At 59.4% G+C, this 22219-nt stretch carries 17 protein-coding genes and 6 pseudogenes; 14 read left to right on the top strand and 9 right to left on the bottom strand.

The annotated features are described in order from the left end of the window. Positions 1 to 62 precede the first annotated feature (62 nt). The 3 genes and pseudogenes from E8E75_RS28390 (at position 63) to E8E75_RS28380 (ending at position 4102) form a co-directional block, all read left to right on the top strand. Positions 63 to 1218, top strand: a pseudogene (locus tag E8E75_RS28390) (IS3 family transposase). A 350-nt stretch (positions 1219 to 1568) separates the two neighbouring features. Continuing rightward, a pseudogene (locus tag E8E75_RS28385) lies at positions 1569 to 2851 on the top strand (site-specific integrase). Positions 2852 to 3157: 306 nt separating this feature from the next. After that, the gene (locus tag E8E75_RS28380) at positions 3158 to 4102 is read left to right on the top strand and encodes a transporter (protein ID WP_028628317.1); all 945 of its coding nucleotides are present in this window, start codon (positions 3158 to 3160) and stop codon (positions 4100 to 4102) included. Between the two features lie 199 nt (positions 4103 to 4301). Here the strand turns inward: E8E75_RS28380 and E8E75_RS28375 are convergent, their stop codons facing one another. Next, entirely contained in the window at positions 4302 to 4457 is a 156-nt protein-coding gene (locus E8E75_RS28375) for a hypothetical protein (RefSeq protein ID WP_280360058.1), read from the bottom strand. A 237-nt stretch (positions 4458 to 4694) separates the two neighbouring features. On the opposite strand from E8E75_RS28375, the gene E8E75_RS28370 reads away from it, so the two are divergent. The 8 genes from E8E75_RS28370 to E8E75_RS28335 all read left to right on the top strand — a co-directional run bounded on the left by E8E75_RS28370 (position 4695) and on the right by E8E75_RS28335 (position 12758). Beyond that, on the top strand, positions 4695 to 4823 hold the full coding sequence (locus tag E8E75_RS28370; protein ID WP_280360056.1) for a hypothetical protein: 129 nt from the start codon (positions 4695 to 4697) through the stop codon (positions 4821 to 4823). A gap of 137 nt (positions 4824 to 4960) precedes the next feature. After that, positions 4961 to 7975 carry a Tn3 family transposase gene (locus E8E75_RS28365; protein ID WP_280360054.1) on the top strand — a complete coding sequence of 1005 codons (3015 nt, stop codon included), beginning with the start codon at positions 4961 to 4963 and terminating at the stop codon, positions 7973 to 7975. Further along, positions 7972 to 8334 carry a Tn3 family transposase post-transcriptional regulator TnpC gene (gene tnpC / locus E8E75_RS28360; RefSeq protein ID WP_280360052.1) on the top strand — a complete coding sequence of 121 codons (363 nt, stop codon included), beginning with the start codon at positions 7972 to 7974 and terminating at the stop codon, positions 8332 to 8334. Before E8E75_RS28365 ends, tnpC begins: the two co-directional genes overlap by 4 nt. A gap of 289 nt (positions 8335 to 8623) precedes the next feature. Further along, positions 8624 to 8791, top strand: coding sequence for a periplasmic nitrate reductase, NapE protein (napE, locus tag E8E75_RS28355; protein WP_280360051.1), 168 nt, complete (start codon positions 8624 to 8626; stop codon positions 8789 to 8791). A 61-nt stretch (positions 8792 to 8852) separates the two neighbouring features. Next, a complete protein-coding gene (locus tag E8E75_RS28350) occupies positions 8853 to 9146 on the top strand; it encodes a chaperone NapD (RefSeq protein WP_280360049.1) in 294 nt (97 codons plus the stop codon). Next, a complete protein-coding gene (gene napA, locus E8E75_RS28345) occupies positions 9146 to 11650 on the top strand; it encodes a nitrate reductase catalytic subunit NapA (protein WP_280360048.1) in 2505 nt (834 codons plus the stop codon). Before E8E75_RS28350 ends, napA begins: the two co-directional genes overlap by 1 nt. Before the next feature lie 10 nt (positions 11651 to 11660). Continuing rightward, positions 11661 to 12149: a nitrate reductase cytochrome c-type subunit gene (locus E8E75_RS28340; RefSeq protein WP_280360046.1), complete on the top strand. Its 489-nt coding sequence runs from the start codon at positions 11661 to 11663 to the stop codon at positions 12147 to 12149. A gap of 9 nt (positions 12150 to 12158) precedes the next feature. Further along, a complete protein-coding gene (locus E8E75_RS28335; protein WP_280360044.1) occupies positions 12159 to 12758 on the top strand; it encodes a cytochrome c3 family protein in 600 nt (199 codons plus the stop codon). 237 nt (positions 12759 to 12995) lie between these two features. Here E8E75_RS28335 and arcD read toward each other — a convergent pair whose 3' ends face one another. Continuing rightward, positions 12996 to 14486 (bottom strand): arginine-ornithine antiporter, encoded by a 1491-nt coding sequence (gene arcD, locus E8E75_RS28330; protein WP_280360042.1) that lies wholly within the window; start codon positions 14484 to 14486, stop codon positions 12996 to 12998. A 968-nt stretch (positions 14487 to 15454) separates the two neighbouring features. Here arcD and E8E75_RS28325 point away from each other — a divergent pair. Together E8E75_RS28325 and E8E75_RS28320 are read left to right on the top strand one after the other, a co-directional pair. Next, positions 15455 to 16221: pseudogene (locus tag E8E75_RS28325) on the top strand (ParA family protein). Continuing rightward, positions 16202 to 17065, top strand: coding sequence for a CHAD domain-containing protein (locus E8E75_RS28320; RefSeq protein WP_280360040.1), 864 nt, complete (start codon positions 16202 to 16204; stop codon positions 17063 to 17065). Before E8E75_RS28325 ends, E8E75_RS28320 begins: the two are co-directional and overlap by 20 nt. Before the next feature lie 5 nt (positions 17066 to 17070). On the opposite strand, the gene E8E75_RS28315 is transcribed toward E8E75_RS28320, so the two are convergent. The 6 genes and pseudogenes from E8E75_RS28315 to E8E75_RS28290 all read right to left on the bottom strand — a co-directional run bounded on the left by E8E75_RS28315 (position 17071) and on the right by E8E75_RS28290 (position 20117). Further along, positions 17071 to 17253, bottom strand: a complete 183-nt coding sequence (locus tag E8E75_RS28315) for a hypothetical protein (RefSeq protein WP_280360062.1) — start codon at positions 17251 to 17253, stop codon at positions 17071 to 17073. 315 nt (positions 17254 to 17568) lie between these two features. Continuing rightward, positions 17569 to 18150 (bottom strand): annotated as a pseudogene (locus E8E75_RS28310) (IS66 family transposase); the annotation flags it as partial. Positions 18151 to 18246: 96 nt separating this feature from the next. Beyond that, positions 18247 to 18378: pseudogene (locus tag E8E75_RS28305) on the bottom strand (transposase); the annotation flags it as partial. A gap of 211 nt (positions 18379 to 18589) precedes the next feature. Further along, positions 18590 to 19093 (bottom strand): Hsp20/alpha crystallin family protein, encoded by a 504-nt coding sequence (locus tag E8E75_RS28300; RefSeq protein WP_280360039.1) that lies wholly within the window; start codon positions 19091 to 19093, stop codon positions 18590 to 18592. A 59-nt stretch (positions 19094 to 19152) separates the two neighbouring features. Next, positions 19153 to 19524 carry an Hsp20/alpha crystallin family protein gene (locus E8E75_RS28295; RefSeq protein ID WP_280360037.1) on the bottom strand — a complete coding sequence of 124 codons (372 nt, stop codon included), beginning with the start codon at positions 19522 to 19524 and terminating at the stop codon, positions 19153 to 19155. 29 nt (positions 19525 to 19553) lie between these two features. Continuing rightward, positions 19554 to 20117, bottom strand: a complete 564-nt coding sequence (locus E8E75_RS28290) for an Hsp20/alpha crystallin family protein (protein ID WP_280360036.1) — start codon at positions 20115 to 20117, stop codon at positions 19554 to 19556. 249 nt (positions 20118 to 20366) lie between these two features. On the opposite strand from E8E75_RS28290, the gene E8E75_RS28285 reads away from it, so the two are divergent. After that, positions 20367 to 20795 carry an SCO family protein gene (locus E8E75_RS28285; protein ID WP_280360035.1) on the top strand — a complete coding sequence of 143 codons (429 nt, stop codon included), beginning with the start codon at positions 20367 to 20369 and terminating at the stop codon, positions 20793 to 20795. 146 nt (positions 20796 to 20941) lie between these two features. Here E8E75_RS28285 and E8E75_RS28280 read toward each other — a convergent pair. Further along, positions 20942 to 21460 (bottom strand): annotated as a pseudogene (locus E8E75_RS28280) (IS5 family transposase); the annotation flags it as partial. Between the last annotated feature and the right edge of the window lie 759 nt (positions 21461 to 22219).

The following is a 22219-nucleotide window of genomic DNA, read 5'->3' as shown; positions in this document are numbered from 1 at the left end:
GGGTTCTACCCCGTTAGCACGGACACTTTCGAGTAAGCTCACGCTGAGCTGAAGGAGTGTTCATGTCCAAGCGCAAGAGATACAGCCCCGAGTTCAAGCGGGAAGCCATCGAGCTGGTTCGTCGTTCAGGGGCGAGCTGCCGACAGGTTGCCCTGGAGATTGGTGTTGCTCCGAACCTGCTCACCCGCTGGGTTAGAGAGTCGCAGCCAGGCGTAGAAAAGGCGTTTCCAGGAACCGGAAGTCCGCGAGATGAGGAGCTTGCCCGCCTCAAGCGTGAGTTGGCTCGGGTGACCAAGGAACGTGATTTTTTAAGAGACGCGGCAGCGTACTTTGCCAGGGAGTCATCGAGCGGTACTCGGTGATCCAGCGCTGCCGCAACGAGTACCCGGTACGACTGATGTGCCGTTGCCTGAAGGTTTCTGCCAGCGGCTATTACGACTGGCAGGATCGCGAACCAAGTCCACGCGCTCAAGAGAATGCGCGCCTAGTAAGGCGCATTCGGGAGATTCATGAGGACAGCCGTGGTGTGATCGGCGCTCCTCGTATGCGTGAGGATCTGCTCGACGAAGGTGAAACCGTCAGCCTGAACCGCGTTGCTCGCCTGATGTCCGCAGAGAGGATTCAAGGATGGCCACGTCGGAAGAAGCGCGGCCTTGGTCGAGTAGCCTCTGGTCGTCCAGCTGGCGTGAAAAATCTACTGGAGCGCGACTTCACCGCCGTGGAGCCGGAGCGCAAGTGGGTCACCGACATCACGGAAGTCGCCACCCTGGAGGGCAAACTGTTCTGTGCGTGGTGCTCGACCTGTACAGCAAGCTGGTGATTGGCTGGTCGATGCATCACCGTCAGGATCGGCAGATGGTGATCCGAGCGGTGGAAATGGCCATCTGGCAACGCCAGGGCGATTGGTCAGTAATCCTGCATTCGGATCGTGGCAGCCAGTTCACCAGTGCGGATTACCAGCGCTTTCTGACTCGCAACACGCTGGTTTGTAGCATGAGTGCCGTCGGGCATTGTGGCGATAACGCTGCCTGTGAAGGCTTCTTTGGCCTGCTCAAACGGGAGCGTGTTGCCCATCAAGCGTATCGAACGCGCGATGAAGCACGGGCGGATCTATTCGACTACATCGAGCGGTTTCATAACCCACGAATGCGTCGTAGAGTCGCCCGGCAAGATTTGAGGTTTTCAGCCCTTTTCAAACCGTCCGTGGAAATGGGGTAGAACCCCAAAGCGCAATTACCTGGCGGCGCTTTGCGCTTTGCAAGGTGATCACTGTGTGCTGTGTGCTTGCCAACCACGGCATGGGCGTCTTGTTGACATGGTCAACATAGACTCCTAGCATGCCCGCAACACGGCCCCTCTTGGCCTCCAGTTTCTTGGAGGCTACTGAGGGGTTTTTTATGCCTGCGATTAGAGCGGCCACCACTGAAGCGGCCAATAGGGATACCGCGCGTACCTACTGGATGAAGAGCAACACGCTAGCAATATCCGATAATCACCAGACCCGGATATTGCTCTATGCTGCGCCGAAAGCACCAATCTAGATGCACATACCCAGGTTGACCATTTCCATGCCGCGGCATCCGCAACCGCTTTTCGAGACCTTCGATCGATTTCACGAGCTCAACTTTCTCAACCTCAATGGAGAGCTTCCCCTGGTTCGGGACTTTGTCCTGAGCTGTGCCGGCGGCTGAGGGCTATCGAGCGGTCCGCGGATTTCTGAAGTCCTACGCGGGCAACGAGGCCACCTACAACTCCTACAGGACTCATGTCGAGCGGCTACTTCTTTGGTCCCTGCTGGTGGCGGCCAAGCCCCTCGTCGATTTGCGTCGACGGGATGCCGAAATCTTCATGTAGTTCTGCCTCAACCCGCCAGCCGACTGGATCGGCCCTGTGGTGAAATCCCGCTTCTTGCGCGTCGGTGGCCGCAAGAAACTGAATACCGATACCTATATCATCAATGAGCACTGGCGGCCGTTCAGTCATACGGTGGCCAAGCACGAACGCAAGATCGCCGATGAAACCCTCGTCGCCCTTCCCCCCCGCCCTTATCGTATGTCCCAAGGGTCAGTGGCCCAGGGTATTCGCCGTGTGCGGCAGCTTCTTCCAGCACGCCATAGATGAAGGCCTGACCGAGGTAAACCCCTTCCGGGCCGTGAAGCAGAAATCCATCTACAAACAACGCAACACTCTGGATGTCGCCTCCCGTTCCCTGACCCAGTTGCAGTGGAGCTATGTGATCGAGACCGCCGAACAGATGGCTGCCGCCGATCCGATCCATGAACGCACGCTATTCATCGTTGCCACCCTATTTTCCATGTACTTGCGGGTACCTGACCTGGTTGGGCGTGATAACTGGACACCCACCATGGGCGACATCCGCCGTGATAGCACGGGCAACTGGTGGTTCCATGTGGTGGGCAAGGGCAATAAGGCGGCGAAGATCAGCATCCGCGATGACTACATTCAGAGCTATCTGGTGCGCTATCGCCAACACCTGCAGCTCTCTCCCCTACCCTCCGCCCATGAGAAAGCGCCGCTGATCAGCACCCTAAAGGGACGAGGTGGCCTGTCCGATCGGCATCTCCGACTGCTGTTGCAAGACGTGTTCGACAGCACGTTGGCGCGGATGGCCCTGGAAGGCTGGAATGACGACGAGATCGACCAACTCCGCTCGGCCTCGCTCCACTGGTTGCGGCATACCTCCGCTACTTTCGATGCACCCCACCGGGATATGAAGGACCTACAGGCTGACTTGCGCCACAACAGCCTCAGCACTACCCAGAACACCTATTACAACTCGTTGGACGAGCAGCGGGCACATTCGGTCAAGCGCCTTCCTGTTAAGCGCTAACTGCGTTGAGGGTCCTACATACAGTTCTGTATCAGGTTTTGCTGGCTGCAGCCGTGCTCACCAATATTTTGCTGGTCGATTCCAATGTCTGATCATCAAGTCTGGTCCAGACAAGTTCCTATCGGACACTCGCCTCGCGGCCCCTGACGCTATCATCTAAACAGCGGAGATCATGGCGATGGAAGACCCCGTGCATGAATGTACGCTTGCTGACCGCCAATACCCCTGCCCCAACGGCCAATTCGGCCTATACCTAGAGCAGGGCCAAGACCTGCCACTCCGTATCCAATAATGATGAGCGCAAACATGACTTCGACCCTTGCGCGTACGCCGCTGCGTGTGGCGACCTGCCTCATCCTGGCCCTCAGCGCGTCCGCCCACGCCACCGAGAACGGCGTGGACAACATCGCGCCGGGAACCGATGGCTTCTTCACCCTGCCCCTGGACGTGGACAACCTGCCCGACCACCTGTTCGCCTTCGTTCTCTACTACAACCATTACAAAGCCAGAAAGCTGAACATCAGCTCCCAAGGAGGCGAGGTTCCCGGCGCCGAGATCACCTCGGATTCGATCACTGCGCGCCTGGACTACGTGAGCCCGCTGCGGGTCTTCGGGGGGCGGCTAGGAGGCTACGTCGCCGTACCCTACGTACGGCAGCGGGTCTCCGCATTTGGCCTGAACGACGAGCGGAAAAGCATCGGTGACACCACCTTGGCCCCGATCATCCTCTGGGACATGGGCAAGAATCTCACCCTGGGCGCCGCGCTGGAAATCACCATTCCCACCGGCGATTACGACCCCGGCCGGCTGGCCAACACCAGCAACAACTTCTACACGTACAAGCCGCTGTTTTCCTTCACCTTGCTACCCACGGAACGCACCGAACTGTCGCTGAAGGCTACCTACAGCTTCAACAAGGAAAACCACGACACTGACTATCGCTCTGGGCAGATCTTTCATTTCGACTATTCGGCCAGCTATCGGGTGGCCGAAAACCTGCGCCTGGGGCTGAATGGCTACTACCTCAAGCAGACCACCGACGACAAACAGCATGGACGATCCGTGCAGTTCCTCGGCGAGGATGTGGATGACGGCGTGCGCGGCCAGGTCTTCGCCATCGGCCCGGCACTGCACTACACCTTCCTCGAGTACTGCAGCGCCGAGATCCGCTGGGCCAAGGAGTTCGACGTGGAGAACCGCCCGGAGGGCGACATGCTGTGGGCTAAGCTCAGCATTCCGTTCGAGCTCTGACCTTCCGGAGAGGTCCGAAAGCTCAGGCAGGACACTGGGCTAGCGTAGCGTGCAGCGGACCTTCCCCCCACCCCCTAACCGGATACGGGTCAGCGCTCGACGATTTGCCTGCCCCGCCAGCAGGTCGCCGAATTGCAGCAGCACCGACTCGGACTGGATGGACCGCAGGGCCACCTGAACATCCGCGCTCAGGAATCAGTTAGCGTTCCAGGTCGGTGGCATCGAGGATGCGAAGGTTCAGGGTCTTGAGCAGAGCGTAACTTTCACCGTGCCGACCGTGGCAGGTCGCGCAGGTGCCTGGATAGACATTTTTTGCCATGGGCTGCCCCGGCTTGACCACCGGCTCCTTGGCCATCTCCAACCGCTGGCGGGCATAGTGGCCGCAGCCCTCCTCCTCTTCGCTCAGTCGCTCACGGCCAGTTCAAAAAACCGGCAGCGCCGTCTTGACGCGGAGTCGCGAACGTGGTGGCACGGATGGCGTCATTCAGGCGTCGCCCAGCAACAATGTCGATGACAAATTCCTTTGGATCACCTCCACCAAAATGAAGGCGGGGGTAGTAGTGAATACCCACGCTGAATGGAGAACGGTCAGTTGATTTTGGAGGTCAGGGTGGAAGACTCGGAGCGACTGCGCCAGTACTACAGCGAACACACACTCGTGGTGATCATGACCCAGCTACGCGAGGACTGTCTGCATCCCGTGACACCGCTGTACGCATAGTTGGGGGCATGCCGGGATAAGGGGAAAATTCATTCATTTGGTCTGTAAGTAACTAATTTAACGAGATTTTTAAAGCGGCAGAGGTTGCTGCTAATCCATGGTCTATCTTTTCCGCTTAGCCGAGAAAGGAGTTGTCCATGGCATCCCTCGAACGTACTGCCTACCCCGCTCTGTCGCGTTCCTATTCGAGGGCGGAGCTGCAGCGGGATTTCACGTTCTCTGCGGAAGAAGTCACTTGGGTGAAAAGCCGCTCTAATTCTGCCTTTCGACTGAATCTCGCGGTTTTATTCAAGACCTTTCAGGTCCTGAGGTACTTCCCAGAGATAGCTGACGTGCCAGAGCCAGTTGTCGACTTCATCCGCACTCAGATAGGTCTGCGAAACAAGATAGCTTTGTCGCCCTATAAGTGGATGCAGCTTTACCGCCATATGAATGCGGTGCGGGAAAAGCTTGGGGTTCAGCCGTTTTACGGGTCAGAGGGCCAGGACATCGCTGCCGCACATGCGCAGCTGATGGCCCCTCTGCTCGAACAGCGAGCCGACATCATCAATGCGGTCATCGAGGAACTGCTTAGCCGGAATTACGAGTTGCCTGCCTATTCGACGTTGAACGATCTGGCGGAGGCCGCTCGGGCGGAATCTCAAGAGAAAATTTTCAACCTGGTGGTAACCCGAGCGCCTATCGAGGTGATTTACCAGTTGAAGGACCTGCTGGATACGGACTTTGGGCGGAGGCAAAGCGACTTCAATTCCCTCAAGCAGGCGCCCAAGAAGCCGTCGCGCAAGCATCTTGAGGTTTTGATCGACCACCTTGCCTGGCTGGATAGCTTTGGCGACCTGGACACTATTTTCGAGGGAATTGTTGAGACGAAGATTCGGCATTTTGCTGCTCAGGCCGCCGCCGCAGACGTTTCAGAACTGAAGGAATGCTCACTACCCAAGCGCTACACCCTGATGTTGGCGCTGATCTATCGGATGCGAGTGCGAACCCGGGACCACCTGGCTGAAATGTTCATCCGCCGCATTTCGACCATTCACAAACGCGCCAAGGAGGAGCTGGAGCAAATCCAGGTCCGACAACGTCAGAAGGTGGAACAACTGGTAGCCACCCTGGGCGGGGTGCTGCAGATTCTGGCCCAGGAGCCAAGCAACGAGGAAGCCGGCAGCCTGATTCGAGAGTACCTCTGCCCCGACGGCAATCTCGATCGGCTGCTGGAGTCCTGTGCCGAAGTACAGGCCACCGGGGGCAATAACTACTTGCCCCTGATCTGGAAACACTTCAAATCTCATCGCTCGCTGCTGTTTCGCTTGAGTCACCTGCTGCAACTGGAGCCGACCACCCAGGACCGCACACTGATTCAGGCCCTCCAACTGATCCAAGACAACGAGAATTTGCATCGCGAGTGGATCGATGAACATGTCGATCTTTCGTTTGCAACGGAACGTTGGGGCAAAGTCGTACGCCGCCCCGCCAGCGAGGGTCCGCCGACCAACCGCCGCTACTTGGAAGTCTGCGTGTTCTCCTTCCTGGCCAGCGAATTGCGCTCCGGGGATCTTTGCGTGCTAGGGTCTGAGTCCTTCGATGATTACCGAAGGCAGCTGCTCCCTTGGGAGGAGTGTTTGGAGCGACTGCCGGCTTACTGCGAGAAGGTTGGCCTGCCCAGTTCGGCCAAAGAATTTGTTGCATCCCTCAAGGCGCACTTGGAGGAAACCGCGCAACAACTGGACGACAAGTTCCCTTCCTGCCGTGGCGATGTTTCGATCAATGACGCCGGCGAGCCCGTGCTGCGGCGGGTGATGGCGCGGGATATCCCGCCCTCAGCCATCTCCTTGCAAACGGCGGTTATCCAGCGGATGCCCGCCCGGCACGTGCTCGACATCATGGCCAACATCGAGCACTGGATTCAGTTCACCCGGCATTTCGGACCGATCTCTGGCAACGAGTCGAAGCTCAAAGATCCAGCTGAGCGCTACCTGATGACCATCTTCGCCATGGGCTGCAACCTGGGGCCCAACCAGGCGGCCCGGCATCTGGCCGGAAATGTTACGCCGCACATGCTCTCCTACACCAATCGCCGCCATCTTTCGCTGGAAAAATTGGACAAGGCCAACCGGGAGCTGGTGGAGCTCTATCTGCAACTCGATCTGCCCAAGCTGTGGGGAGACGGCAAGGCGGTGGCGGCGGACGGCACTCAATTCGACTTCTACGACGACAACCTGCTGGCCGGCTATCACTTCCGCTATCGCAAAATGGGGGCGGTGGCCTATCGGCACGTGGCCAATAACTACATCGCCGTGTTCCAGCACTTCATCCCGCCGGGCATCTGGGAGGCGATCTACGTAATTGAGGGTCTGCTGAAGGCCGACCTCAGCGTGGAAGCGGACACGGTGTATTCCGACACCCAGGGACAGTCGGCCACGGTGTTCGCGTTTACCCACCTGCTCGGCATCAACCTCATGCCGCGCATCCGCAATTGGCGCGAGCTGGTGATGTGCCGACCGGAGCGCGGGGTGGCGTACAAGCACATCAACCGCCTGTTCACCGATACCGCTGACTGGCAACTGATCGAGACCCATTGGCAGGATCTGATGCAGGTGGCGCTGTCGATCCAGGCCGGGAAGATCTCCTCGCCCATGCTCTTACGCAAGCTGGGCTCCTACAGCCGGCGCAACAAGCTGTACCACGCAGCTCAGGCGTTGGGCAGCGTGGTGCGGACGATCTTCCTGCTCAACTGGATCGGCAGCCGCGAGTTGCGCCAGGAAGTCACCGCGAACACCAACAAGATCGAGTCCTACAACGGCTTTTCCAAGTGGTTGTCTTTCGGCGGCGATGTGATCGCCGAGAACGACCCGGACGAGCAGCAGAAGCGGCTGCGCTACAACGATATGGTGGCCTCCTCGGTGATCCTGCAGAACACCGTGGACATGATGCGTATCCTGCAGAAATTGGCGCGCGAGGGCTGGCAGTTCACCGATGAGGATGTGTCCTTCCTTAGCCCCTACCTGACCAGTAACGTCAAGCGCTTCGGTGAGTTCAACCTCAAGCTAAACCGCCCGCCGGAACCCTGGATCAAAGACTCGGTCTTCCAGCAGGCGGCGGGTTCGCTCCGGGGCAGCACGCCCATCCAGGCTACAGTGGAGGAAATACAATGATCGAAGTCCCACCGGCGTCGTTTCGTGTCACCGCCTATGGTGAGGTGGATGCAGCAGCACTGGAGAAACTGCGCGAGAGTTATGACACCACTCAGCTTCTGCAATTGGTTGAGCGTCTGGATGCCTGCCTGGCTGAGATGGGCGGTGTCGTCGCACTGCGCGACGAGCTGCTGAGACTCCATGCTATGGCCCTGACCGTTGTCGACGGCGCCGCACCGGCAGTGCCCACCGAAAACGCCTGTATCTGGGCTGAAGCTGAATCCGTGCAGCTGGACCTCGAAACGCTGGCGGCCTGGGCTCGCGTCGCGCAGGTATTCCTAACGCCACTGGTCAACCTTGTGCCAGACCACGAGCAGTAGTTCAGCTCTGTCGTCTATCAAAGCCTCGTAGCAGCCGGCATCGGCCTGCCCAAGCCGCCACAACCGCTGGGTGCCTACCTGGCGGTTGTCGAAGCCGGAACGATGTAAGCGTCCGGCCAAGGCGCCCTCGCCAGGGGGAGCGCGTGTTCATGATTTGGATTGCTGTCCCATGCCAATCATCCCTGAATCCGCCATGCAGGCTTGTTGCAACATTCCATGAACGCTCGGTCGTTCCACTTCTGCCAGCATGATCTAGGCTAATGCCAGTTGCCGACGGAGATCTGCCGCCATGACTGCCGAGACTGGGGTTAACAGAAGCAAGAGCAAGGAAACCCGGCTGTTCCTTTTCCTGGTGGCCTGCCTGTTTCCCATCCTGTCCGTGATGATCGTTGGCGGATATGGCTTCATCGTCTGGATGTACCAGCTGATCGCCGGCCCGCCGGGCCCGCCCGTGTAACGGACAGCGCGCTGCGCGTTTTTTTACCCGCCGCCAAACGACTGCCAAGAGGCCAGGGACGATGCAGGATTCCCTCCATATCGCCAGCCTGATTGTGCACACCCATCCGCACCTGCTTTCAGCGGTGAAAGCCAACCTGCGCCGGATACCGGACCTTGAACTGCACCAGGAAAGCCCCGAGGGCAAGCTGGTGGTCGTGCTCGAGGCGCGGAACGAAGGCCAGATTCTCACCACCCTCGACGCCATCCAGAACCTGCCCGGCGTACTCAACGCCGCGCTGGTCTATCACGAGATCCTCGATGACCCGGAGCCACCCGCATTCACCGTGGACGGCAACCACACCGGAGATGCCTGATGAAACTCACCCGCCGTGAATTCGCCAAGGCCAATGCCGCCGCCATCGCGGCTGCGGCCGTCGGCCTGCCGATCTTCAGCACTGCCAGCAACCTCGTTACCGGATCGGACATGACCCGCCTCGAGTGGAACAAGGCACCCTGCCGTTTCTGCGGCACCGGGTGCGGCGTGATGGTGGCCACTCGAAACGGCAAGGTCGTCGCCACCCACGGCGATATCAAGGCCGAGGTGAATCGTGGCATCAATTGCGTGAAGGGCTACTTCCTGTCGAAGATCATGTACGGCAGCGACCGCCTCACCGAGCCATTGCTGCGTATGAAGGACGGCAAGTTCGACAAGCAGGGCGAGTTCCAGCCAATCAGCTGGGACCAGGCGTTCGACATCATGGCGGAGAAGTTCAAGGCCGCCCTCGAGGCCAAGGGGCCGGGCTCCATCGGCATGTTCGGTTCCGGCCAATGGACGGTCTGGGAAGGCTATGCCGCGAACAAGCTGTTCAAGGCCGGGTTCCGCTCCAACAACATCGACCCCAACGCCCGTCACTGCATGGCGTCGGCGGTGATGGGCTTCATGCGCACCTTCGGCATGGATGAGCCGATGGGTTGTTATGACGACATCGAGGCCACGGACACCTTCGTGCTCTGGGGCTCGAACATGGCCGAGATGCACCCGGTGCTCTGGTCGCGGGTCACCGACCGCCGGCTCAGCGCGCCCCAGGTCAAGGTCGCCGTGCTCTCCACCTTCCAGCACCGCAGCTTCGACCTCGCCGACATTCCCATGGTGTTCAAGCCGCAGAGCGACCTGTTCATCCTCAACTACATCGCCAACCACATCATCCAGAGCGGCGCGGTCAACCAGGACTTCATCGGCAAGCACGTCAGGTTCGCCCACGGTGCCGAAGACATCGGCTATGGCCTGCGCCCCACCGATCCGCTGGAGCAGAAGGCGAAGAACGCGGCCAAGGCCAACACCTGGACCGACATCGGCTTCGACGAGTTCGCCGCCTTCGTCAAGCCCTATACCCTCAAGCGCGCGGCCGAGGAATCCGGGGTTTCCGCCGAGCACCTCAAGGCGCTGGCCGACATGTATGCCGACCCGAAACGCAAGGTGGTGTCCTTCTGGACCATGGGCTTCAACCAGCACACCCGAGGGGTCTGGGCGAACAACCTGATCTACAACATCCACCTGCTCACCGGGAAGATCAGCGAGGCCGGCAACAGTCCCTTCTCCCTCACCGGCCAGCCCTCGGCCTGTGGCACCGCGCGGGAAGTCGGCACCTTCTCCCACCGCCTGCCCGCCGACCTGCTGGTGGCCAACCCGAAGCATCGGGAAACCGCCGAGAAGATCTGGAAGCTGCCAGCCGGCACCATCCAGGAAAAGCCCGGTTTCCATGCCGTGGAGCAGAGCCGGATGCTCAAGGACGGCGTGCTCAACGTCTACTGGCAGCAGGTCAGCAACAACATCCAGGCCGGCCCGAACCTGATGCAGGAAACCCTGCCGGGGTGGCGCAACCCGGACAACTTCGTGATCGTCTCCGACGTCTATCCGACCACCTCGGCTCAGGCCGCGGACCTGATCCTGCCGAGCGCCATGTGGGTGGAAAAGGAGGGCGCGTATGGCAACGCCGAGCGCCGTACCCAGTTCTGGCACCAGCTGGTCAGTGCGCCTGGCCAGGCAAGGTCCGATCTCTGGCAACTGGTCGAGTTCTCCAAACGCTTCACCACTGACGAGGTCTGGCCCGAGGAGCTGCTGGCCAAGACGCCCGCATTGAAAGGCAAGACGCTATTCGAGGTGCTCTTCAAGAATGGCCAGGTCGATGCGTATGGTCCGGGGGAAGTCGCCCAGGGCTACGCGAACGACGAAGCCAAGGCATTCGGTTTCTACATCCAGAAGGGCCTGTTCGAGGAGTACGCCAGCTTCGGCCGCGGCCACGGGCACGACCTGGCGCCCTTCGATGCCTACCATGAGGCACGCGGACTGCGCTGGCCGGTGGTGGATGGCAAGGAAACCCTCTGGCGCTACCGGGAAGGCCACGACCCCTATGTCACCAAGGGCAGCGGCGTGCAGTTCTATGGCTACCCCGACAAGAAGGCGATCGTCTTCGCGTTGCCCTACGAGCCGCCGGCCGAGGCGCCGGACCAGGAATACCCCTTCTGGCTGAGTACCGGGCGCGTGCTCGAACACTGGCACACCGGGACCATGACCGCGCGGGTTCCCGAGCTTTACAAGGCGGTTCCCGATGCCCTGGTCTACATGCACCCCGATGACGCCCGGGAGCTGAAGCTGCGCCGTGGCAGCGAAGTGAAGGTCATTAGCCGGCGTGGCGAGATCCGCGCGCGGGTGGAAACCCGAGGGCGCAACAAGCCGCCCCAGGGGCTGGTGTTCGTGCCCTTCTTCGACGCCAACAAGCTGATCAACAAAGTCACTCTGGACGCCACCGACCCGATCTCCAAACAGACCGATTTCAAGAAGTGCGCGGTCCGCATCGAACTGGTCAGCCTGGTGTGAGGAAGAAGCCATGAAACGGATCACACTCGCGCTCCTGGCCCTGCTTTGCAGCACGGCGTCACTGGCCGCCGACCCGAGCTACCCGCTGGACGCGCCGGGACCGGACGGTCGTCGCCCGGGCGGCACGCTGGTCGAATCGCAACCGGCGCCACCGCTGGCCAATGACGAAAACAAGGATATGCGCCGCGAACGCAACTATCCCGAACAGCCGCCCACAATTCCCCACAGCATTCGCGGCTACCTGATCGACATCAACAGCAACAAGTGCCTGACCTGCCACAGCCGGGCCGCGAGCGCGAAGACCCAGGCGCCGATGATCAGCATCACCCATTACATGGACCGCGACGGCCAGCCGCTGGCCGCAGTGGCACCCCGGCGCTATTTCTGCACCCAGTGCCATGTGGTGCAGAAGGAAGTGCAGCCACTGGTCGGCAACACTTACGAAAATATCGACCAGCTACTCCAGCAAGAAGCCGCGAACGCCGAGAAGAAGCCCTGAGGAGCCACCATGAAAGCACTCTTCGCCTGGCTCCTCGGATACTGGAGCATCCTGCGCCGGCCCAGCGTGCACTACAGCCTGGGCTTCCTGACGTTGGGCGGCTACATCGCCGGCATCATCTTCTGGGGTGGCTTCAACACGGCACTGGAGGCCACCAATACCGAGACCTTCTGCATTTCCTGCCACGAGATGCGCGACAACGTCTACGCCGAACTCAAGGACACCATCCACTACACCAATCGCTCCGGTGTGCGCGCCACCTGCCCGGACTGCCATGTGCCGCACCAGTGGACCGACAAGATCGCGCGCAAGATGCAGGCTTCGAAGGAGGTCTGGGGCAAGGTCTTCGGTACCATCGACACCCGCGACAAGTTCCTTGCGCTCAGGCGTGAACTCGCCGAGCACGAATGGGCCAGGCTCAAGGCCAACGATTCACTGGAGTGCCGTAACTGCCACAACTTCGACTACATGGACTTCACCCGCCAGGGGCAACGCGCCAGGCAGATGCACTCCACCGCACTGGCCTCGGGTGAGGCCACCTGCATCGACTGTCACAAGGGGATTGCGCACCGCCTTCCCGATATGAGCGGCGTGCCCGGTTGGCACTAGCGGTCTAGCCTTCGATAAACCGTAGCTAAAGGCAACCCCGACGGTGTCTCGAGGCCATTCCAGTGCGCCTAAGCTATAGAGACAATCCAGGTGCTTGCTTTGTGAATGTAGATGGCTGCTGCCGCATCAGCGGGTACCTGCCTAAGTCACGCAAGGTGAGTGTTTGCGAATGACATAAGCTCCTCCTCGGACTACTTATGGCGGACGGATTGAACTATCCGCCATAAGCTTCTCGATTCAGAGGCTGAGGAAGCCGCTGTAGAGCCCATATCCCGCGATCAGGGCGCCGATCACCACCACTAGGAAGATCAGCGTCTCCACACTAGTGAACACCGGCTGGCCCAGCTCACGCTTCGCCTTGGCGAACAGGATCGCCCCCGGCGCATACAGCAGCGCCGACAGCAGCAGGTACTGCACGCCCGCCGCATAAACCAGCCATACGGCGTAGAGCACCGCGATCAGCGCTATCACCAGATCCTTGCCGCGCTCACCAGGGGACTGCTCGTAGGTTTCGTGGCGCCAGGCCAACAGCAAGGCATAGGCCGCGGACCAGAAATACGGCACCAGGATCATCGAGGTGGCCAGGTACAGCAGGCTGAGGTAGGTGGAGCTGTTGAACAGGGTGATGATCAGGAACAGCTGGATCAGGCCGTTGGACAACCACAGCGCGTTGGCCGGAACCTGATTGGCGTTCTCCTTGCGCAGGAACTCCGGCATGGTGTGGTCACGGGCACTGGCGAAGAGGATTTCAGCGCAGAGCAGTGTCCAGGACAGCAGCGCACCGGCCAGGGAGATGACCAGCCCGACACTGATTAACACAGCGCCCCAGTGGCCCACCACATGTTCCAGCACACCGGCCATGGAGGGGTTCTTCAGGCCAGACAGCTCAGCCTGAGCCATGATGCCTTGCGACAGCACGTTGACCAGCACCAAAAGCAGTAATACACCGACGAAGCCCATCACGGTCGCCTTGCCGACGTCGCTACGCTTCTCGGCGCGGGCGGAGAAGATGCTCGCCCCTTCGATGCCGATGAACACCCACACGGTGACCAGCATCATCTTGCGCACCTGGTCCATCACCGTGCCCAGGTCACTGTTGCCCGCCCCCCAGAAGTCGGACGAGAACACATCCAGCTTGAAGGCCACTGCAGCGATCACGATAAACAGCGCCAGCGGCACCATCTTGGCGATGGTGGTCAGCGTATTGATGAAAGCGGCTTCCTTGATGCCTCGTAGTACCAGGAAGTGCAGCAACCATAGCAGCACCGAAGCACAGATGATCGCCGGAAGCGTATTGCCTTCACCGAACATGGGGAAGAAGAAGCCCAGGGTGCTGAACAGCAGCACCATGTAGCTGACGTTACCTATCCACGCACTGATCCAGTAACCCCAGGCCGAAGAGAAGCCCATGTAGTCACCGAAGCCGGCCTTGGCGTAGGCATACACCCCACCGTCGAGCTTGGGTTTGCGGTTGGCGAGGGTCTGGAACACGAACGCCAGCATCAACATGCCGACGCCAGTGATCAGCCAGCCGATCAGGGTGGCGCCGGCACTGGCGCTGGCAGCGATGTTCTGCGGTAGCGAAAAAATCCCGCCGCCCACCATGGAGCCGACAACCAGGGCGATCAACGCCCCGACTTTCAATTTATCGCTGGAGGCAGCGACCTGCGTCTGTTTATCGGGCTCCGACTGCTTGCCCAACTGCCCATCACTCGTTGAATCGACCATGTAAAGCTCCTTGCCGTAACGGCTTCGCCCAAATGAATGGCCGGCCAACAAGGAATGGTCGCAATTGCACAGCATGACCTTTCGCGTGGCCCACGCCACCGAACAGACTGCTTTCATCGCTGCTGGGAGTTGGTTCGACTCAACTCATGCCCCGCAGCCGGGCACTGCCATTCAAATCACCTGGCGCGCTATGACCCGCGCAGCATGCGGAAATGCTCCGCCGCCCAGCGCTTTATCGTTGCCGCCGGGAGTTGGTGCGGCGCATTAACACGCTCTGCCAGCTTGGCCGCGAAAGCTACGGCAGAAGCTCGGTCCGAAAAGTTGAACGTCATACCGCAGGCGTGCACCAGCCAGGCCGAATTGCCTTCCTCTGAGGCATGTTCAATTCGTAGGTCCACCTAGCTCTCTCCCGACTTTTGGAGAAGCGCAACCGGAAGTAATCCCAGTGTAGCGAACAAGTTGAGGACGGCAGGCGGTTAAGCGTTTCGTTGACACATGAAGATCCGCTTGCAAGGGCGAACAATGGTGTCCCCTTGAATAGATGGAGCGCCATCGCGCTGATGCAGGAAGCAGATAGGTGCTTTCGCGGAACGCTTACTCCTGGAAAGCTCAACACTGAACCAGTTCTTCATCCGCCTGGACGAGTGGCCTTCGGCCTTTCGTGCAGCCGAGCTCAGAGGAGAGTTACACCAACTGCAAGAGCAAGTCGCCAGTAAGCGTGTGGCGATCCCGCCTTGCATGATTAAAGCCGGCCGCCACCTGCTCGGCAGCAACTCACCGCTTGCACTGGCCTTTTGGATCAGCAGCTGAGCGCGCTGCCGCCGGCAGTGCCCATTGGAGCAAATAAAACGGGGCAGCCGAATGTCTGAGACTGCGCCGCAAGCTGTTCAAGTCGAGCAGGAATTGACCTGGGTTTCCTAGCGGCCATCACCTAGTCTTTCTCTACTATCGGCCCCTCAGGAGCAACAATGCGCCGCGTCGTGTTCAACAAAAAGGGGGGAGTCGGCAAAACCAGCATTGCCTGCAACCTGGCGGCGATCAGTGCCGCCGAGGGCTACCTCACGCTGTTAGTCGACCTTGATGCCCAGGCCAACGCCACCCAATACCTGACGGGTCTTACCAACGATGACATTCCCATCGGTATCGCCGATTTCTTCAAACAGACGCTTTCTTCTGGCCCAATGCTGAAGAGGCCGCGCGTCCATATTCATGAAACTCGCTTCGAAAACCTGCACCTGATCACTGCGTCAGCTGAACTACGCGAGTTGCAATCCAAGCTCGACGCCCACTACAAGACCCAAAAACTGAAGAAGCTCTTGGATCGCCTAGATTCCGACTACGAGCGGATCTACCTCGACACGCCTCCAGGACTCAATTTTTACAGCATCTCGGCTCTGGTCGCGGCTGAACGCTGCCTGATCCCCTTCGACTGCGACAGCTTTTCTCGCCAAACGCTCTATGAGGTGCTCAGGGAAATCGAGGAAGTCCAGCTGGATCACAACGAAAACCTGGTAATCGAGGGCATAGTAGTCAACCAGTTCCAGACTCACGCATTGCTGCCCCTGCACCTTTTGAATGTGCTGATCAGCGAATCGCTACCCGTGTTGCCGGTTCATTTGATGGCTTCGGTAAAATGCGTGAGTCCCACCAGGCTTGTAAGCCGCTGATCTACCTCGAACCGCACCACAAATTGACGCTGCAATTTCGCGAACTATTTGACTTACTGGAAGGCTAAGCCGGTCAGCGCTGGTTTAGCTGGTCTGGATTTACTGCATCCACAGGCGGGGTATGTGATGTCATTCGTCGATGCACTGATCGCCCAGGTCTTAAAGCTCGAGATCGCCCTCCACCACACCTCTGCACGGCTGGCAGCCAACACCGACGCTGAGGCGCTGCATGACCTCCGGATCAACGTGCGGCGGTTGCGGAGCTTGCTGAAGCCGCTGCGGGGAAAAGATGGCGTGGCCCTTCTGGATGAAGCTGCGGCAGACGTCGGCCAACTGACGACACCGGTACGCGATCTGGAGGTTTTGGTGGATGAACTCCATGCACGCGGGCTTTCTGAGCAGGCCAGCGTGAGGCGGGAGCTGCTGCATTCCAGCTATGCCTGCATCCTGGAAAGCTCAACACTGAACCAGTTCTTCATCCGCCTGGACGAGTGGCCTTCGGCCTTTCGTGCAGCCGAACTCAGAGGAGAGTTACACCAACTGCCAGAGCTGGTGGCCAAGCGCTTGCGCAAACAAATCGTAGGTCTACAAACAGCACTGGCGAATCCGGAACACGACCCTCATCGGCTGCGCCTACTGGTTAAGCGTACCCGTTACGCCACCGATGCGTACCCGCAGCATTCCCCCATTTCCGTCGAGGCCGCTGTGGCACTAAAAGCCGTGCAGTCCTCGCTGGGTAACTGGCACGACCGGTATCAGTGGTGCCTCAAGGCCAGTCGAGAACCCGACCTAGAAGTGCTCAGGTCTCAATGGCAGGCCGAAGCCCATGCTGCGCTAATACAGGCAGAGGAAGACTGGCGTCGACTTGGAGGACTACTGCCCCGAGGCCCGAAGATGAAGCTCAAGACCTAGCGGCACTAATTCTGGGGGCTGGTGTGCTCACCAAGCTCCTTGACCAGTTCATGACAGCTCTCCGGCAACTGATGGGGAGCAGAAAGGCGGGCCTGCAACCGCTCGACGAAGCTCTGCGCTTCTGCGCGGCTCCTAAAATTGACCGCACAGAAGTCCAAGCGAACTGTCCAGCCAGGCTGATCCCGCATTTCTTCAATGGCGATATTCAATTGCTGCGTCCTAACGGGCATCGAAGGATCACTGATAGTAGGGCTTTTACCGCGCCCCGCCAATTCCGTTCGACAGCTCTAGTTCGATGTTTACGAGCACGCCCGCTCCTGAAATTACTCCCGCCCGATTCATTCCGAGCGATGCCAACGAGCAGGCAGCCAAGGCCGAGCATTTTCGTTGGGCAAAATTAGTCAGACGGCTGACCGACATGGTCGATGTTGATTGGTGCAGACAGTTTTGACTGCTGTCCCAGACGTATCAGGGTAAGCATGTGACGATGCTTCCTTGCGTGATTACGCCGGCTGCCACCTGTGCGGCAGCAGCTCACCGAGCGCGCTGGCCTTGTGCGTCGGCAGCCGCGTGAGCACATCCTTCAAATAGGCATAGGAGTCATGCCCGTTGAGGCGCGCTGACTGGATCAGACTCATGATTGCCGCCGCCCGTTTGCCACTGCGCAGCGACCCAGCAAACAGCCAGTTCGAGCGCCCCAGTGCCCACGGCCGGATCTGGTTCTCGACCCAGTTGTTGTCGATGGGAACAGCGCCGTCATCAAGGTAGCGCGTCAGCGCTGCCCAGCGTTTTAAGCTGTAGTCCAGCGCCTTGGCAGTCGCTGACCCTTCGGGCACCAAGTCGCGCTGGGCCAGCATCCAGGTATCCAGGGTTTCGAGGATAGGAGCGGCTTTCTCCAGTCGTATTCGCCCGCGCGCTTCATCGCTCATGTCGCGCGCTTTGCGTTCGATTTCGTACAGCCCAGCGATTGAGTGCAGCGCCGGTTCGGCCAGTTGGTTTTTTTTCGCCGCGTGCAGGTCGAAGAACTTGCGCCGGGCGTGGGCCATGCAGCCGATTTCGGCGATGCCCTGCTCGAAGCTGGCCTTGTCGATGATCACTGACGCCTCGGGGTGACACTTCACTCCGACCGTCAAGGGAACAAAGGCAGGCAGGTTGGTGGATGGCTGGTCGCGGTAGAGTGGTAACCACTTGCGCACGACATTGGCGTTGATGCCATGGCTCAAGGCAACACTGGCCACCGAGGCACCAGGTTGCAGGCATTCCTGGACGACCTGGGATTTGAACGGCTTTGGATAGGAGTTTCGTTGGCGCATTGCGATCCGCCCTCAACACCGGCTGCCAGCTATTCCAGTGGTAGGGCGGAATGGCGGCCTGGGCAGGCGCTCCAAAATCGTGATGATTCCCCTGACTTGACTTGCCATGGACCAGCAAAGTTAGCTGTATGGCGTTTGCCTCGCAGCCATATCGGAATCATCACGGAACGCGGGGCCGGGTCGACCCCGCGTTGATCCGCCGGCTGGAGCATCAGCCGGCACGCACGATAATGCGCCGGCCGCGCGCATGTTCTTCCTTAGGCAACTCGATGCGCAGGACCCCATTGCTGCAGCGGGCGTGGGCCTTGTCGGCAATTACCGGCGCGGGTAGATGAAAAACGCGACGGAAACTGCCGAACGCGCACTGGCGGATGCGGTAGCGGCCGTTTCCGGACTGCTGCTCGACGCGTTTCTCACCTCGGACGATCAGTATGTCGCCACACACCTCCAAGCCCAAATCCGCCTTGTCCACGCCAGGCACTTCCAACCGCACAACAATCTGATCAGCATCCTCGTAGAGATCGCCAGCCAACAACGCCCAGTCCGAAGACTGGCTCTGTGCCGCCGGTTGGCTCTCGGCTACCGTCTTGTTCTTCGCGGCGGGAGTGAACCGGGTCAGGGCCTCGCTCGTTCGCTCCCGGAGCTGACGCCAACCCTCACCAACCGAATGCCAGGTCTCCTCCAGGCCATGCTTGATTTCCGTTAGCTTGTCCATTGGTTGACCTCCGCAATAGACTGGGCCGGGCGGCGCTCGCCGCGCCGGCCCCTGAGTGGTCAGTCAGCTTTCACCTCGATCCTGCGCGGCTGGGCATGGGCATGCCTGGGGATGCGCAGGTTCAGCACACCATCACGCAGCTGAGCATCGATCTTCGTCGTATCCAATTCGGTGCTCAAGGTGAAGGCGCGCCGGAAGCGCGACAGCCGCACCTCGGCATAGGTGGCCTCAAGCTGCTCGGACATATCCGGAGCAATCTCCCCTTCGATCAACAGGGTGTCGCCTTCTACATGGACATCCAGACGCTCCTTGGGCACCCCAGGCAAATCGGCGAGCACTTGGATACCGTCGTTGTCCTCGAATACATCCACGCGCGGCAACAGCGTTTGGAATTCACTTTCGTCGCGCACGACTGCTTGCTTGTCGTTCATGGTGACTTCCTCCTACTGGACCGATGCGGTTACAGAATGGCGATACGCTTGGGCTGTGCCGTCTCGCGCCGTGCCAGGGTAATGCGAAGTACGCCATCGCGATAACGCGCCTCAACCTTGTCCAGATCAACCTCATCGGACAGGCTAACGGTGCGTTTGAATCGGCCGGCGAAGCGTTCGTTGGCATACACCGAGCAGCTCTCGTCGCGGTCCGCTCGCGCAGGCTCGCGCTCGCCGGAAATCGAAAGCAAGCCATGGTGGATCTGGACATCGAGTTTGCTCGGATCGACACCGGGCACGAAGGCGTAAACTTCGACGCTGGCCAGCGTGCTGCCGATATTGATCGCCGGGAACGCTCCGCTTGCAAGGGCACGAATGCTGCCTGGACGGCCCGCGGCTCCACCAAACGCCTGTTGCAGCTCGCGCTGCAGCCGCTCGAACTCGGCAAATGGATCGCTCGATAGAGTGAGAAGGGACTCGTACATGACAAACCTCCTTCTGGCTAATTGAACGAAGAATTGCGCACGAAAACCGAAGCCTTGCACCTCGATCTCCGCCGACGTCAAATATGTTGGCGATTCCAGCAGTTTCAAGCGCCGTGTTTAAACCATCATGGAATTTCATTATTCCTCGAAGTCACAATGCGGGCCGCTACAGGTTGACAGCCTCTTTCAATTTTTGCGCGTCACGCCCGTCCAAGAACTCCGCCCCAACGTGTGCAACCGGACTCGTGATGCTGCCGAGATAAAGAGCAAGAGTCCGGTCGGTCTGTTTAACTTTATAGCCCTCATTGATAGACGCTTAATAGCCAGATTGGCGCGCCAAGGTGGTTGCCCCCAAACATGATGTACGTCCACTACGAAGGCAGTTGCCCGGCCATGACCGCCAATCTGCGCAGGCTCCAGGTCCTGCTCGGCGAACGCCTGGGTCGCGACGTCTTCCTGTATACCATTAGCCTGCAGCCGGAACTGGATACCCCGCCGGAGCTCAAGGTCTATGCCGAACGTCATGGCGCGCGACCGGGCTGGCTGTTCCTCACCGGCACCCCCGCCGATATCTACAGCCTGCGCTACAGCCTGGGCTTCTACGACCCGGTGCCGGAGGTGGATGACGCCCTGGCCAGCCACACCGGCGTGCTGCGCATCGGCAACGACCGCACCAATCGCTGGGCAATGGCCACGGCACTTGGCAGCGCCGAACGCATCATCGCCACCATCAACCATGTGGATACCACGATGATCGCCACTCGTTATGGTGTCGCGTCAACCTAACGCTAGCCGCACAATCAAACCTTGCCCGCGGTTAATAGCCGGGTCGAGCAGCGGCCGAAGTTAAAGGCGCATCTGTTCGAACGCCTACTTGCGAGAAAACTTCAACCTACTGGGAAAGTTGCTTTAGGGATGGTCTGAAATAGCCACGTACCCACCACGCTGTGCACTAGACCAGACTCGTCATCCACTCCGATATGCGCCTTCATGCCGAAGTAGTACTGATTGCCTTTCTTGGTTTGGTGCATTTCCGGGTCGCGCTTGCCGTCCTGGTTCTTGGTCGAACTGGGCGCATGGATCAGCGTGGCGTCGACGATGGTGCCCTGACGCAGCGACAGCCCGCGATCCCCCAGGTAGCCATTGATCACGCCCAAGATGCCGGCTGCCAGTTCATGTTTTTCCAGCAGGCGACGGAAGTTGAGGATCGTGGTTTCGTCTGGAATACGCTCCAGGCTCAGCCCGGCAAACTGGCGCAGGATGGTGGTCTCGTAGAGCGCTTCCTCCATCGCCGGGTCGCTGTAGCCGAACCAGTTTTGCATCAGATGCACGCGCAGCATGGCCATCAACGGATAGGCCGGACGGCCCCCTTCGCCCTTCGGGTAGTGCGGTTCGATCAGGGCCACTAATCCCTTCCACGGCACCACCTGATCCATCTCGATCAGGAACAACTCCTTGCGGGTCTGCTTACGCTTGCCGGCTTACTCGGCGTCGGCGAAGGTCAACTGCTTCATCGAAAAACTCGGGCAACAGGATCGGCGTATTTCACCAGAAACAGGAAGTCTTCTTCAGAGTTTCCTTAGCAGTCGGCTTGCCCCCTTCCCGTAAAGGCACGATGTGGTTGAATGACCCGATCACGGTATCACCGCGATTTGGTTCATTGCCATTGTTCCACCTGCCCAAACTACTGTGCCCGGGAGGCCACGAAGCAGCCCTTTTGAGGTCAGACATTCGTCCAGCGCCGACCGATAATCAGACCCTAACAAGGGCGGAGACCGGGGGATTGATCAGCGTAATCATGGTCTCGCCTCATAGGTATTCCCACGTCACCGCCGAGATCCCGAGTTCGTCGACCTGGGCCCGTAATGTCTCCACATCTCTGGCCGTCCAATCCACGTCGGCGACGCCATTCCCCTCATAACTATGCAGTATGTGTACCAGGACTGTACTTTCGTCAGCCCCTAACGGGGCGCTCACCATTACCAGCTGTGGCTTACCGTTATCCTGATAGCCAATTATTAGCCGTCCAATCTGCGCCATGGCCATTCCTCAGCGTTGGAGTCAGTCCGCACACCAAGGCATCACTCTCACCCTGGCAAATTCGAAGTATTGTCCCAGCGCTCTTCCTCAAGCAGCTAGAGCCTGCTCTGTCCAAGCAATCTTAGAGGGGCACAGCGGATGCACAAGGTAATCAACCTGCAGATGCGCGG

Source organism: Pseudomonas sp. BN606 (genome assembly GCF_029873115.1).
GTDB lineage: Bacteria > Pseudomonadota > Gammaproteobacteria > Pseudomonadales > Pseudomonadaceae > Metapseudomonas.
The sequence above is the reverse complement of the archived record's forward strand: the minus strand, read 5'-3'. Positions and strand labels throughout refer to the sequence as shown.

Coding starts and splice junctions, on each gene's coding strand:
- E8E75_RS28380 (WP_028628317.1), top strand. CDS start 3,158: ATGACTTCGACCCTTGCGCGTACGCCGCTGCGTGTGGCGACCTGCCTC.
- E8E75_RS28375 (WP_280360058.1), bottom strand. CDS start 4,457: ATGGCCAAGGAGCCGGTGGTCAAGCCGGGGCAGCCCATGGCAAAAAAT.
- E8E75_RS28365 (WP_280360054.1), top strand. CDS start 4,961: ATGGCATCCCTCGAACGTACTGCCTACCCCGCTCTGTCGCGTTCCTAT.
- tnpC (WP_280360052.1), top strand. CDS start 7,972: ATGATCGAAGTCCCACCGGCGTCGTTTCGTGTCACCGCCTATGGTGAG.
- napE (WP_280360051.1), top strand. CDS start 8,624: ATGACTGCCGAGACTGGGGTTAACAGAAGCAAGAGCAAGGAAACCCGG.
- E8E75_RS28350 (WP_280360049.1), top strand. CDS start 8,853: ATGCAGGATTCCCTCCATATCGCCAGCCTGATTGTGCACACCCATCCG.
- napA (WP_280360048.1), top strand. CDS start 9,146: ATGAAACTCACCCGCCGTGAATTCGCCAAGGCCAATGCCGCCGCCATC.
- E8E75_RS28340 (WP_280360046.1), top strand. CDS start 11,661: ATGAAACGGATCACACTCGCGCTCCTGGCCCTGCTTTGCAGCACGGCG.
- E8E75_RS28335 (WP_280360044.1), top strand. CDS start 12,159: ATGAAAGCACTCTTCGCCTGGCTCCTCGGATACTGGAGCATCCTGCGC.
- arcD (WP_280360042.1), bottom strand. CDS start 14,486: ATGGTCGATTCAACGAGTGATGGGCAGTTGGGCAAGCAGTCGGAGCCC.
- E8E75_RS28315 (WP_280360062.1), bottom strand. CDS start 17,253: ATGCGGGATCAGCCTGGCTGGACAGTTCGCTTGGACTTCTGTGCGGTC.
- E8E75_RS28300 (WP_280360039.1), bottom strand. CDS start 19,093: ATGGACAAGCTAACGGAAATCAAGCATGGCCTGGAGGAGACCTGGCAT.
- E8E75_RS28295 (WP_280360037.1), bottom strand. CDS start 19,524: ATGAACGACAAGCAAGCAGTCGTGCGCGACGAAAGTGAATTCCAAACG.
- E8E75_RS28285 (WP_280360035.1), top strand. CDS start 20,367: ATGATGTACGTCCACTACGAAGGCAGTTGCCCGGCCATGACCGCCAAT.